This is a genomic window from Tardiphaga sp. 768_D3_N2_1, from assembly GCF_052076105.1.
Classification (GTDB): domain Bacteria; phylum Pseudomonadota; class Alphaproteobacteria; order Rhizobiales; family Xanthobacteraceae; genus Tardiphaga.
Genome location: NZ_CP197245.1, coordinates 4882256 through 4895359 on the forward strand (window position 1 = coordinate 4882256; position 13104 = coordinate 4895359).

At 60.3% G+C, this 13104-nt stretch carries 12 protein-coding genes; 1 reads left to right on the forward strand and 11 read right to left on the reverse strand.

What is annotated here, in order from left to right:
* Nucleotides 1-144: 144 nt before the first annotated feature.
* From AB8A27_RS22865 to AB8A27_RS22880, 4 genes are all read right to left on the reverse strand, one after another.
* On the reverse strand, nucleotides 145-1044 hold the full coding sequence (locus tag AB8A27_RS22865) for a LysR family transcriptional regulator (RefSeq protein WP_441243882.1): 900 nt from the start codon (nucleotides 1042-1044) through the stop codon (nucleotides 145-147).
* A gap of 275 nt (nucleotides 1045-1319) precedes the next feature.
* On the reverse strand, nucleotides 1320-1526 hold the full coding sequence (locus AB8A27_RS22870) for a hypothetical protein (protein ID WP_068729538.1): 207 nt from the start codon (nucleotides 1524-1526) through the stop codon (nucleotides 1320-1322).
* Between the two features lie 471 nt (nucleotides 1527-1997).
* On the reverse strand, nucleotides 1998-3995 hold the full coding sequence (locus tag AB8A27_RS22875; RefSeq protein WP_441243883.1) for an O-linked N-acetylglucosamine transferase, SPINDLY family protein: 1998 nt from the start codon (nucleotides 3993-3995) through the stop codon (nucleotides 1998-2000).
* A gap of 196 nt (nucleotides 3996-4191) precedes the next feature.
* A complete protein-coding gene (locus tag AB8A27_RS22880; protein WP_441243884.1) occupies nucleotides 4192-5721 on the reverse strand; it encodes a porin in 1530 nt (509 codons plus the stop codon).
* Nucleotides 5722-6069: 348 nt separating this feature from the next.
* On the opposite strand from AB8A27_RS22880, the gene AB8A27_RS22885 reads away from it, so the two are divergent.
* Nucleotides 6070-6615, forward strand: coding sequence for a MarR family winged helix-turn-helix transcriptional regulator (locus AB8A27_RS22885; RefSeq protein ID WP_441243885.1), 546 nt, complete (start codon nucleotides 6070-6072; stop codon nucleotides 6613-6615).
* Between the two features lie 43 nt (nucleotides 6616-6658).
* Here the strand turns inward: AB8A27_RS22885 and AB8A27_RS22890 are convergent, their stop codons facing one another.
* The 7 genes from AB8A27_RS22890 to AB8A27_RS22920 form a co-directional block, all read right to left on the reverse strand.
* Nucleotides 6659-7801 (reverse strand): alpha/beta hydrolase family protein, encoded by a 1143-nt coding sequence (locus AB8A27_RS22890; protein ID WP_441243886.1) that lies wholly within the window; start codon nucleotides 7799-7801, stop codon nucleotides 6659-6661.
* Nucleotides 7802-8030: 229 nt separating this feature from the next.
* Nucleotides 8031-8375, reverse strand: a complete 345-nt coding sequence (locus tag AB8A27_RS22895; RefSeq protein ID WP_441243887.1) for a Rieske (2Fe-2S) protein — start codon at nucleotides 8373-8375, stop codon at nucleotides 8031-8033.
* The gene (locus AB8A27_RS22900; protein ID WP_441243888.1) at nucleotides 8365-9069 is read right to left on the reverse strand and encodes an ABC transporter ATP-binding protein; all 705 of its coding nucleotides are present in this window, start codon (nucleotides 9067-9069) and stop codon (nucleotides 8365-8367) included. Before AB8A27_RS22900 ends, AB8A27_RS22895 begins: the two co-directional genes overlap by 11 nt.
* Nucleotides 9062-9862, reverse strand: coding sequence for an ABC transporter ATP-binding protein (locus tag AB8A27_RS22905; RefSeq protein ID WP_441243889.1), 801 nt, complete (start codon nucleotides 9860-9862; stop codon nucleotides 9062-9064). The genes AB8A27_RS22900 and AB8A27_RS22905 overlap by 8 nt, the downstream gene beginning before the upstream one ends.
* Nucleotides 9862-10908 (reverse strand): branched-chain amino acid ABC transporter permease, encoded by a 1047-nt coding sequence (locus AB8A27_RS22910; RefSeq protein ID WP_441243890.1) that lies wholly within the window; start codon nucleotides 10906-10908, stop codon nucleotides 9862-9864. The genes AB8A27_RS22905 and AB8A27_RS22910 overlap by 1 nt, the downstream gene beginning before the upstream one ends.
* Nucleotides 10905-11777, reverse strand: coding sequence for a branched-chain amino acid ABC transporter permease (locus AB8A27_RS22915; RefSeq protein WP_441243891.1), 873 nt, complete (start codon nucleotides 11775-11777; stop codon nucleotides 10905-10907). The genes AB8A27_RS22910 and AB8A27_RS22915 overlap by 4 nt, the downstream gene beginning before the upstream one ends.
* A 162-nt stretch (nucleotides 11778-11939) precedes the next feature.
* Nucleotides 11940-13094: an ABC transporter substrate-binding protein gene (locus AB8A27_RS22920; protein WP_441243892.1), complete on the reverse strand. Its 1155-nt coding sequence runs from the start codon at nucleotides 13092-13094 to the stop codon at nucleotides 11940-11942.
* Between the last annotated feature and the right edge of the window lie 10 nt (nucleotides 13095-13104).

A 13104-nucleotide genomic window follows, 5' to 3' on the forward strand; every position in this document is an offset into this window, starting at 1 on the left:
AATCAGAATTGGAATCGATCCAAAGATCAATAAAGCTGTCTCATGCTGCGATACGGAAACGGTATCGACACCCGGCGAAACCAATGAGTTTGAAATGGTTAGCTTGGTTGCAATGCAACAATTGCGGCGCCCAAAACGAAGATCTTACGCCTCCAGCGACGGCGCGACTTCCCGGGCAATTTGCACCAGGGTCGCCACCAGCGGGGTCATGGGATCGCGCTGTGGGACCACGAGGCCGACGCCGTAATTTACCACGGGATCGACGATCGGGATCATGCGCACCGAGTCATTGGCGGTCAGACCCAGCGTCTCCGCCAGTTTGGCCGGCATCACGCTGGCCCAACGGCCGGTCTTCACGTGGGTATAGAGCACGATAATCGAATTCGACGTCAGCATCGGCATCGCCTCGGCGCCCACCGACTTCAGGGCACGATCGATAATGCGACGGTTCTGCATGTCGGGGGTCAGCAGGCACAGCGGCACCTGGCCGACTTCGGACCAGGTGACACTCTTGCGATCGCCGAACATACCGTCCGGCGAGGTCAGCAAGCGGTAGCTTTCCTTGTAAAGCGGGATCGAACGCACTTTGCCGAGCGGTTCGTTCTCGATGTAAGTCAGGCCCGCATCGACTTCGAGATTTTCGAGCAAACCGAGCACCGCCGCGGAGGTGCAGGACACGATGCGAAAGCGCACATCGGGATGCCGCGCGCGAAACGGCGTTGTCAGCGAGGCGACCATGCCAAGTACGGTGGGGATAGCCGCGATGCGAATCTCGCCGGACAGACTGTCCTTGAGGCCGTTGATCTCCTGCTTCATTGCGCGGGCATCGCCAACGATGCGGCGCGCCCAATCGAGCGCACGCTCACCTTCCGGCGTAAACCCCTGGAAGCGCGAGCCACGCTGCACCAGCATCACGCCGAGCATGTCTTCGAGCTGCTTGAGGCTGGTAGACATGGTGGGCTGGGTGACGCCGCATGCTTCGGCAGCGCGGCCAAAATGCCGTTCCTTCGCCAGCGACAACAGCAGTTCAAGTTTATCGATCAAGGGACGCCCCGCTCCGACCACATCATTTTTGCCGAGGTGCGGCGCGACGATCGCGTGTGTGGCCTTCGGTGTCCGCCCTCGGGGCAAAGCATATTGTGCAAATCCGCCTTGCCGCAACCATCGCAGCAATGCAGCCAGGGATCAGCCCCGGGCAAGCTTCCCGCTTCAAGATATATCTGGTTGGGATCTTTGCGGCGGTCTGCTTCGTCGCGGGGTCCAAGGCCCCGGCGACGACAGCAAACGGCAAGTACGATCAGCCAGAGGCTGATCCGAGATCAACCGAGGCGGCTGATCTGTTCTTCGGTCACGACGCGCTCAATGTTCTCGGACTTGCTCTTGATCCGGTAACGCGGGCGACCATCGGCTTCGATCGGAAGGCGAGACGTGATGGTGTAGATGCTGCGTTCCTTGATGGTGGAACGGCCCTGCGGCCCCTGCAGCTGGTGGTGAACGTCCTCATTAATTGCGTAGTTATGCGCCATTATTCATACTCTCCACGATGAGCGGCTTTTAGCCACAACTTGCTCAAAAAGCAAGAAATCTCTAGCAATTTCGGTCAGATAGCTCGTCAGTCCTGATATGCAACGATGGGCAACAGGTCATAATTTGGACGCCGCTGCGACAGATTCCATCTCATGCTGCCGATCCGGTCAGCAGCAATTCTGTCGTTTTCAGAGGGGGTTGGACTGATTCAAGGGCGTGCCGCCATGACACAGTTCCCGCGCGCTTTCCGCGTTAGCAATAATCGTGGAATACCAGCCGGGCCACCCGAAATTGGCTCCAAAAAGCCGAAAAACCACCGGCAGGGCATTGCCGGTGGTTTCGGAGATTTACAGCAGAGTGCGCGAGTCTCCTCGAAGACTTAGGGCCGTCAAAAATTTGCCGGCTGCGCACTAAAATATTACATGAGCCAGAATGTTGAGCGCAATACCTGATTTGCTCAATCAAATATATTATTGGCCGCTATCGTTAGCAGGAAACGTTATGTGGGCTGGCGCCAGCCCTGCCCGGGCCCGTTCGACCATCTTGCGAAATGCCGTTTCGATATCACGCCCCAGACGCCGTGTGTCGAAGGTCGGCATTTTCAGGCGATTGGCCGATAACTTTTCCCGGATGGACAACAACCGCTCGGGATTTTGCGCCAGTTCGATCGCCATGCGCTCATAGTCATCTCGCTTCGTCGCAATCAACTCCGGCACATCCAGATTCTTGAGAAGACTCGCGGCGACGCGGCCTGCAAAAGTTTCTCCACAACACGTCAGCAAAGGCAATCCAGCCCATAATGCGTCGCTCGCTGTCGTATGCGCGTTGTATGGCAACGTATCGAGAAACAGATCCGCACAACGATGTCGCGCCAGATGCTCGGCCGGCGACATGCGGCCGGCGAAGACCAGGCGCGCGGGGTCGACGCCCCGTGCTCGCGCTTCGCGGCGCAGATTCGCCACAGCCGCAGCGCTGTCCTCCAGTAGCCAGAGAACACTTCCGTCAACGGCCGAGAGGATCCGCATCCAGCTATCGAAGACGTCGGGCGTGATCTTGTAGGCATTGTTGAAGCAACAGAACACGAAGCCTTGCGCGGGCAAGCCGACCTCGGCGCGCGTGAATGCACGCGTCGAGATCTCACGGCGATCGTCGTTGGCCTGATAGCTATTCGGCAGCCAGGCGACTTTCTCGTTATAGAATTGCCGGTGCTCGGGCGGCAGGACATGCGCATCGGCGAGGATGTAATCCATAAAACCTGCGCCGAGCGTACCGGGAAAGCCGAGATAATTGACCTGCACCGGCGCGGCCCTACGCGCGAATACGCCGGTACGCTGTTCGCCGAAATAGCCGTTGAGATTGACGAGGATGTCGATGCGCTGCGCGCGAATGGCGTTCACCGCCTGTGGATCGCTCAGTGTGGAGATATCGATGATCCCATCCACGGCGCCAGCGATGCGTCGCCTGATGTCGCTGCCGTCGTCATACCCGTTATCGATGGCAAAAATCTCGAACGCGCCTTTGTCGTGCTGCTCCAGCACACCGACCAGCAGCAGCGAGGTCGCCTGCTGACGAAATTCGCCGGAGAGATAGCCGATACGAACTTTTGCATTCGGCCCGGTTGGGTAAGCCCGCAGCGGTGGAGCTTGCACGGGAAAACGCGAGGCGTTGGTCAGTTCGGCGCAGCGCTGCAGACTACGTTCCGAGGTGGCGACGCCTTGCCAGCCGAACGGCTCGGCGGCCAGTTTGCCGGCGATGAGATCGGCCTCGATCTCGGCAATGAGCGCATTCGCGTCATGCCAGTCGCAGACCAGCATCTTCTGATGCAGCAGGTTGCCCTTCAGCAGCGGCATGTCCGGATTGAGCTGGCGCGCGCGGCCATAGGCCTCCACCGCTTGAGCCGGCATTCGCATCTGACCAAAGATGTAGCCGCGGCCAAACCACGCTTCCGCCAGATCGGGCTGCAAGGCGAGCGCCGACTCGCAAGCCGCGAGGGCCTCGTCATAGCGCTTCAACTCCGCCAGTGACTTGCTCTTGTTGAAAAAAGCCGCGGCGTAACGCGGATTGAGCGCCAGCGCGCGATCGAAATCAGCCAGCGCGGCGGGGTAGTCGCGCAGATCGTTCAGAACCGTGCCACGGTTATTCAGCGTTTCGGCATTGCCGGAATTGAGCGCCAGCGCTTCGGTGAAGCGCTGAAGCGCCTCATCCGGCCTGTTCAACGCCTTCAGCACCAGACCGTAATTGTAGAATGTCGCATCCGATGTCGCATTGATGCGCAGAGCGGCTTTCAGATGCGGCTCGGCTTCCGCATGGCGCTTCAGCGCGACCAGCACGATGGCAAGAATATTCAGCGCCGGGAAATGCTTCGGATCCTTGCGCAAGAACTTGCTGAACCCGCGCTCGGCCTCCTGAAGGCGGCCCTGCTGGAAGGCGGCGAATGCGCTTTGAAATAGTTCAGCTGGAGACGCCATGATCCTGCGGACTTAGGGCTTTGCGGCTTGCACGGTCGGGGGCCACGCCGCCCGGTATAGACGCCCGCCTCCGCTGCGTCGAGAACGTCCGCTTAAGCCGATGAAGTCCGGCCCGGCTCCATAAAACCAAAAACCCCCGGCAGTTTCCTGCCGGGGGTCTTTGTTTCAAAGACTGGTCGTCGTGAGACGATCAGAATTAGAAGGAGCGCAGGATCTGCACCGAACCGTTGTAGAGGTTCTGATCGGCGGTGTTGAAGACCGTACCGGCCGGCTTGCCCGACATGCCACCAGCATTGGTGGTGTAGGTGCCGTTCAGGTTCTGATCGAGGCGGCTATAGGTGAACTGAGCCGACAGGGTCAGGTTCTGAACCGGGGTCCAGGCGGTGCGGGTACCGATCTGGGCGAGACCCAGGTCGAAGTTACCCGTACCGGCGAACACACCCGCACGAGCGGCAGCAGCCGACGACGAGTTGAAGCCCGGGCCACCGGTGCTGACACCAGTGAAGGCGGCCATCATCAGGTCGTTGCCGGAGCCATACGAGATATGGCTGTAGTTACCGAACAGTGAGGTGCGCCAGGCCGGGTTCCAGTAGTGCTCGTAGAAAGCGCTGACTTCCCAAGCGGAGCTCTGGATGATCTGGCCGTTGGTGGAGTAAACGCCATCGAGGACATAGCCGAAGCCGAGGCTGTTGCCATCAACCTTCGCATAGCGACCGCCACCCGAGGTATCGGTGGTGCCACCGAAGACGTACTTGGCTGCGCCCTTGCCGTACGATGCTTCGATCTTCAAGCTGTCACCTGCGCCGGTGGGCAGGTTCTTGAACTCGACCGCGCCGCTTACAGCGAAACCGTACTTGTCGTCAGCATGGCCGGTAGCTTCGTTCGCGCCGTAGAAGCCCGGGGTCGCGGCATGCATCGCAGCAGCGAAGTGCAGGGTGCCCCAAGCCTGATCGAGGCGGATGTTGCCAACGATGTCAGGAATGTGGTTGCCGCCGTAGGCATTGCCGAGGAAGGTGTTCGACGAAGAGCCGTAGAACGCACCCGTGAACGAAGGTGCACCGGGGCCAACGATGAACCCGTTGGTGTTCCAGAGACCGGCGTTGCGGTAGGCCGAAGCGTTTTCGATCGAGATCGTGCCCGACACGCCGTTACCGAACGAAGCGGTGTAGGCGAGCTGCGGGATACCGGTCGCGTTGTTCGAACCAGCGTTGAAGCCCGACGAAATGTATGGCTTGGCGAGCGCCCACTGGGGATCGAACTGCGAGACGGCCTTACCGAAGGTGAAGCCGGCGAACTGGATGAACGCGTAGTCGACTTCGGTGTAACCGCCAGCGATCGATTCACGATCCTGGAGGAAGTCGAACTGGATGTTCGCGTAGGTACGAACCACGCCGTATTCGGTCGCGGTGCGGGTGTCCGTCGTCAAGTTGACGCGTTCACGGGTCGAGAAATAGTTCTTGGTCCAGAGATTGTTGCCGCCAGCACCACCCTGCCAGAACGGAACGTCATAGGTGCTGCCGTTGAACGCAACGTCCAAACGGATCGCGCCGCCGATCTTGATGCAAGTATCGGTGCCCGGGATGTAGTAGAAGCCTGCGCCGTAGAGCGAGCAGATCTTCACGTATTCAACTGCCTTGGCCTTCACCGGAAGATCGGCTGCCTGAGCTCCGCCGATGGCGATCAGACCCGCCGCCGAGCCGAGGATAAGGCTCTTAATCATCGTCATGTTAAACCTCCAAGTTGTCCAAAAGGGAAGGTTCCGGATCTGCCAGGCGCGAGCGCCCGAAGATTTAGTCCCCCAAGTCCCCAAACTAACCGCCGGCGTACTTCGCGCTTTCGGAAACACCCGCATAACGCGAGGCACTCAAGCGAACTACTTCAACGGGACGATTGAGGGTTTCCCCATCGCCGGAACCAACAATGCCTGCGCAATTCTTAGAAGCAAAATACTTTATGAACTCAGGTAACTTTATCGCGATGCAGTGTGGTTTCCCAGCAACACACGAAATCGTGGTTTGCACGTCACAATTCACTGATACAATTATAGAAATCTGAAATCTGTGAGACGGTGGGAATGGCCGGCGGGGCGACAGCGACTATGCGTGGGGGATCTGCGGGCTGGAACGAAAATGAGCTTTCGATTTGGGTGACCGGCCAGAATCAGGAAGTCATCCGACAGTTCATCTGGGACATCGCTTCGATCAACGTTCACCTTGAAGGAATCCGCCAGTTCTGGGCCAAGGAGCTCGGCATTAGCGGACCGCAATGGATGATCCTGATGGCCGTCAGCGACCTTGATCGCGGCAACGGCGTGCCGGTCAAAGACGTCTCGGCCATGCTCCACGTCGACCCCTCCTTCGTCACGACCCAATCCAAGATGCTCGAGAAGAACGGGTTCATGCGGCGCGTCGCGTCCCGCGAGGATGCCCGCGTCGTGCTGATGTCGCTATCCGACAAGGCTAGCAAAAAGATCTCCGCCCTGTCGGCCCGCAGGGAGTCGCTTGGGGATTTCATTCTTAGCGATTTCGACGAGCAGGCCTTGAAGGAGATCGGACAGCATATGTCCCGGCTCAAGAGTCGCCTCGAAAAGGCGACACTGATGCTGGAAGTCGAGAGCTGAACACCGCCGGATGAGCGGCGGGTCAATCGACCGAGCCGCCCCCCTACTTCATCCTTGAGTTCAAACGATCGACAATCCAGTCGAAAATGAACTCGTTACCCACTGTCGGAATATCGATCTGGGCGGGCGGGGCCACCGTTTCTGACGCACGGAAGATCTTCAGTTCGATGTCGAGGCCGTTTTGTTTCAGGACGCGGCAACATTCCGTGACGTGATCGACATCGAGCCAGTCGCGTTCGCCCATCGCGACCAGGACCGGGCATTTGATGTTGGCGGCAACGCTGCTGCTGTTGAAGCCCTCGATTTCACTCGGACAACCCAGACCAGCCCGGCCTGAAATGCGGCTGGCAATAAATGCGCGCTCGTGAAGCTCCCAGATCCCGGCATCGCAAACAGCTGCTGCAAAGCGATCGTCGAGATTGGCGCCGCGCGTCGCAAAGGCAGCTCCCAGGCCGTCTCCGAAGATCGCAATTCGCTCCTGATCGATATCGTTGCGGTCGGCCAGGAAATCGACCCAGCCGCTGATCGCCGTTTCGACCTCATACCGACAAGGCGACCCTATCATCTCCTGGCTATAGGATTGACCGGGTAAATCGACGAGCAACAGCGAGAGACCGCGTTCCAGCGCGTAGCTGGGCACCCTGTGCAGATGTTCTTCCTTGTAGTGGCCCTGTCCGACGACGCAGAGAACGACCGGCATCGGCCGCGTCGCGCGCGGCGCAGGAACGAAGTATCCCTGCAACACGCCGTCGCGCCACGGGATCTCGACGATCTCGCCGGCAGGCGTTGCATGCTGCACGTAAAGTCGGGCGCAATCCTGCATCGAGGCAATGGCAGCGCCCTGCCGCGGATCGCTGCAAGCGAGCATGACCTGAGCCGTGCGATAGTAGTTGGCCGCGCGCAGCCAGTTGCTTAGCGCCGTTGGGATGCGGCCACTCTCCAGCGCCTCCGCGGCGCGCTCACGGTTGATATCAGCCGCGCTGTGCCATTCGCGATACCAGCTCTCGTCATCGCGCGGATTGATGCGCTCCGCCGCCAGGAAACATTCCGAAACAGTACTTCCGCCCTCCTGGGCCGCGCGCAGCACGCGCAGGAACTGCAGCGAAAAGTCTTCATGGCCAGGCCATTGCTGCCAGCCACGCGCCTGCGACGACGGGATGGCCCTGCCGAAATCGATAATGGTCACATCCCTAGCCCTTGACGGAGATCGCTTGAAAGATCGACGAGAAGCATGGGTCTTACGCCCATTTTTGTAACGGCCAGACACACTCAGGAGACTGACTTTTCAGCAGTATTATCCGCGCTTTACGAGGGGGCAAGCATGATTATTATACCGCAGTTGCACCAATTGAATGCTGCAGCGCCAACGAATTCTGCATCCAGGCCCGATGCCGCGTAACTCTCGCGAAGGCGTGTTACTTCGGGACAATGGCCTGTGCGTCGACCCAAATCTGCGCATCGCTTTCGCGCACCGGATAGCGTCGCAGACCCCTGCTCGGCCAGCCCGGCGACATGCTGCCATCTGCCAGATCGAACCAGACCAGATGACGCGGACAGTGCAGCCGGCGATCGACGACGCGGCCAAGGCTGAGATCCGCCTGCTCATGCGGACAGGCGCGCTCGCAGGCGTAAATTGTCTCACCATCCCGCACGATGAGAACACCGAGGCCAGCCACATTGACGCAGACGATCGTCTGTTCGGTCAGGCGCTCGCGCGAACAGACCGCGACCCATCGAGCGGGATCGTCGTCACCCGCCAAGATAGGCCCGTCGCACATGCTCGTTCTCGATCAGCTCCGCTCCTGCGCCCGACAGTACGACACGACCGGACTCCAGCAGATAGGCATGATCGCACATCTCGAGCGCGGCAAAGGCATTCTGCTCAACGAGCAAGACAGTCGTGCCGGCGTCACGGATCGCACGAATGATCGCAAAGGTACGCTCGACGATGTTGGGCGCGAGACCAAGCGACGGCTCATCGAACATCACCAGGCGTGGCCGCGACATCAGCGCGCGACCGATCGCCAGCATCTGCTGCTCGCCGCCGGACAGCGTGCCCGCCGCCTGCTTGCGGCGTTCGGCGAGGCGCGGGAATTCGCCATAGATGCGGTCGCGATCCACTGCGACTTCGGACGTGTCGGAGCGCAGATAGGCGCCCATGTCGAGATTTTCGGCGACCGTCATGTGCGGAAATACGCGACGCCCCTCCGGACAATGCGCGATGCCTTTGGCGAGCACACGCTGCGCGCCGATGCCGGTGATGTCTTCGCCGTTAAAATGCAGACTGCCGGAGCGTGACGGGACGAGGCCCGAGATCGCGCGCAGCGTCGTGCTCTTGCCAGCGCCGTTGGCGCCAATCAGCGCCACAAGTTGCCCGGCCTTGACCGAAAGCGAGATGCCCTTGAGGGCCGAGATCTGGCCGTAGGCGCAGACCATGTCACGGATCTCAAGCATGAACCGCGACCTCCTTGACCACATCCTTCGCACTCTGACCGAGATAGGCCTCGATCACCGCGGGATTCTTGCGGATTTCATCGGGCGGCCCTTCGGCGATGATACGCCCGTAATTCAGCACCACGATGCGGTCGGACACGCTCATCACCATCGGCATGTCGTGCTCGACCAGAAGGATCGTGACGCCGCTATCGCGGATCTTGCGTATCAGTTGCACGAAAGTGTGCGTCTCCGATGCATTCATGCCAGATACAGGCTCATCCATCAGCAGCATCTTCGGCTGCGCCGCGAGCGCCAGCGCGACACCGACGAGGCGCTGCTCGCCATAGGACAGCGAGCCGGCGAGATCGTTTGCGCGGGCTTCGAGGCCGATCCAGCGCACCAGTTCGGCGGCACGCGCGCGCTGCGCCTTCTCGGAGGCGCGGGCCCGCGGCAGTCCGAGAATGGCTTCGGCAAGGCCAAGCTTGCCCTGTCGGTGGAGACCGATCAGGACGTTGTCGTAAACCGTGTCGTTTGGAAACACGCTGGTGCGCTGAAAGGTGCGAATCAGGCCGAGATCCGCGATTTCATGCGGCTTCTTGCCCTTAAGGTCCGTACCACAATATTTCACCGCGCCCTTGGTGGGCGTGAGGAAGCCGGTCATGACGTTGAACGCCGTGGTCTTGCCGGCGCCGTTCGGCCCGATCAGGCTGACGATCTCGCCTTTGTTGACATGGAAATTCATGTCCGAGATCGCGACGAGGCCGCCGAAATGGACCGCGACATGTTCGATGCTGAGTATTGTCTCGGCCATCACGCGTGCTCCTCGGCAGTGCGTTCGGAGACGGCGATGGAGGCCCGTCTGGTTCCGCCGGCACGGGCCAAACCGAGTTTCGCGGCAAGCGACGGCACAATGCCGCGTGGCATCACGAACAGGATGACGATGAGCACCACGCCATAGGTAATCCACTGCGCTTCCGGCGGCATGATCGGCCGCAGGAACACCGGCAGCAGGCCGAAGATGACGCCGCCGATCACGGGCCCCGCCAGTGAGCCCTTGCCGCCCGACACCACCATGATCACCATCGTCACCGTCGAGATGAAGGCAAAGACGTCGGGATCGATAATGCGGATGTAATGCGCATAGAGACTGCCAGCCGCGCCGGCGATACCGGCAGAGAGCACGGCCGCCAATGTCAGCGTCTTGGTGACGTCGATACCGACGGCGACAGCCAAGGTCTCGTTCTCCATCAGCCCGCGCATGGCGCGGCCGTAATGCGAATGAACGAGGCGCGAGATCAGGACATACGAGATCGCGGCGACAGCGAGCACGAGATAGTAATTGTGAAACTTGGTCTTCAGCGCGAGATAACCAAGCCCAGGCAGGCCTATGGTGATCGACGGAATATTGGTCAGCGCCAGTGGGCCCTGCGTCAGCTCGACCCAGTTCAGCGCGACCAGTCGCACCACTTCAGCGAATGAGATCGTGACGATCACGAAATAGGCGCCGCGCACGCTGAAGGACAGGCGTCCGACCAGATAGCCGCAGAAGCCCGAGATGACGATTGCCAGCACGAAGCCGACAATCGGCGGCCACGGCACGTGAACGATATGGAAATCACCGTAGATCGGCACATCGAAGCCCAGCGATGTCAGCGCGCTGACATAGGCACCGATACCGAAGAAAGCGATATGACCAAGGCTGAGTTGCCCGGTGAAGCCGAGCAGCAGATTGAGACTCATGGCGCCGATGATGAAGATGCCGGTGGTGATCAGCGCATTGAGCAGATACGGGTCCGTCAACCACATGGGCACGGAGACGAAGAAGGCGAGACAAAGGAGCGTGACGATCTGTTTCATCCGACGCGCTCCGCGCGTGCGAACAGCCCGGTGGGTTTGAAGATCAGCACCATGATGATGATCAGGAAGCCCATGGCATCGCGATAGCCCGACGAGACGTAGCCGGCGCCGAGCTCTTCCGCCAACGCGAGAATGAAGCCCCCAATAACTGCCCCGGTGATGTTGCCGAGACCGCCGAGAATGACGATGGCAAAGGCCTTCACCGCAGCAAGATCACCCATCTGCGGGAACACGACATAGACCGGGCCAAGCAAGGCACCGGCGGCTGCGGCAAGGCTCGAACCGATGGCGAAGGTGGATGTGTAGATCAGGCTGACATTGACGCCCATCAGTGCGGCCGTGTCGGAATCCTGGAAGGTCGCACGCATCGCCTTGCCGAGTTTCGTGAGATTGATCAGTGAGTAAGCCAGCACGATCAGCAGCGCCGCTGCGAACAGAACGAACAGGCGCAGCCACGACACCGACACGGGTCCGATCACCAGCGGCGCATCGGGAAACGGATTGTCGATGGATTTGGCGACACCGCCCCAGATCCACAGCGCGCCAGACTGCATGGCGATCCAGGCGCCGATCATCACCAGCATGGTGGTGTCGATATCCGCGCCGCGCAGCGGCCGCAGCAGCGTGATCTCGATCACGGCGCCCAGCAGCCAGCCGGCGACAATCGCTACCGGCAGCGCGAGAAAGAAATTCAGGCCGAGCTGATGCACGACGATGAACATCATATAGGCGCCGAACGTGTACAGAATGCCGTGGGTGAAATTCACCACGTTCATGATGCCGAAGATCAGAGTCAGCCCGATGCCGAGCAGCGCATAGGTGCCGCCGAGCACGAGCATGTTGACGACATGTTGCAGGAGCTGGTCCACGAAATTTCCTCGATCTCAGTGAGTTGCTAACCTCGCCCCGCTTGCGAGGAGAGGTCGCTCGGCGAAGCCGGGCGAGTGAGGGGGCTATCCACTTGCTCCGAGCTTGTGGATAGCCCCCTCACCCCAGCCCTCTCCCCGCAAGCGGGGAGAGGGAGAAGTGCCTCACAGATCCTTCATCACGATCTTGCCGCCGGCGATCTCGACCAGATAGACGTTCGGGAAGCTCTGGCCGCTCTCCGAGCCGGCCGGGCCCGACTTCTTGAACACGATGTCGCCATTCAGGCCCTTGACGTCGATCTTCCAGAGCGCGTCCTTGATCGCTGCGGGTTCGGCCTTGCCGGCCTTCTCGATGGCGGCCGCAATGGTGCGGATGCCGTCATAGCCACGGAAGCTCTCGGTGCAGCCGGCGAAGTCGAAGCCGCGCTTCTTCCACTCACCAATGAAGTAGGTCGTGGCTTCCGGGTTCGGCGTCTTTTCTGGCATCCACGGCAGGAACGTCGTCAGATGCATGGTGTCGTTCGCGGCGGCGCCGGCCTGCGCGATGATCTGATCCGGATTCTGCGAACCGCCGGTGGTGATGATCCGCTTCTTCAGACCGAGTGCCGCGGCCTGCTTGAAGATCAGCGTCAGCTGATCGACTGCAGCTGTGATGATCACGGTCTCGGAGTCCGTCGCCTTGATCTTGGCGAGCTGCGCGCTCATGTCCTGCGCCGACTGGTCCATGGTCTCGACCAGACCGATGGTGATGCCCTTCTCCTTCATCATCTTGCTGAAGTCCTCGGCGGTGCCGCGGCCCCAGTCGTTGTTGATCACGAGGAAATCGACCTTCTTCAGCGCCAGTTTGTCGACGATATTCTTGAAGGCTGCCGCTTCGACGAAGGACGGCGGCGAGATGCGGAACACGTAAGGATTACCCGACGTGGTGATCTTGCTGGCCGAGGAGGTCTCGACCACCATCGCGGTTTCGTATTCGACCAGCTTCGGCATCACCGCGAGGGTGAGGCTGGACCCCCAGGCGCCCAGCATGACCGGCGTCTTGTCGCGGGTGATCAGCTTCTCGGCGACGGCAGCAGCCTCGGTCGGGTTGCTCTTGTTGTCTTCGATTACGAGCTCGATCTTCTTGCCGAGCAGGCCGCCCTTGGCATTGATCTCGTCGGCGGCGATCTTGGCACCATTAACGACATAGGTGCCCGACGCGGCAAAGGCGCCGGTCAAGGGCTCGTTGACGCCGATCTTGATGGTTTGCGCAGTGGCGGCGCTGCCCAGGAAAGCAATTGCCAGAGCGGCAGCCGAAGCTGCCTTGATGGTCCGTATCATATGGTCCTCC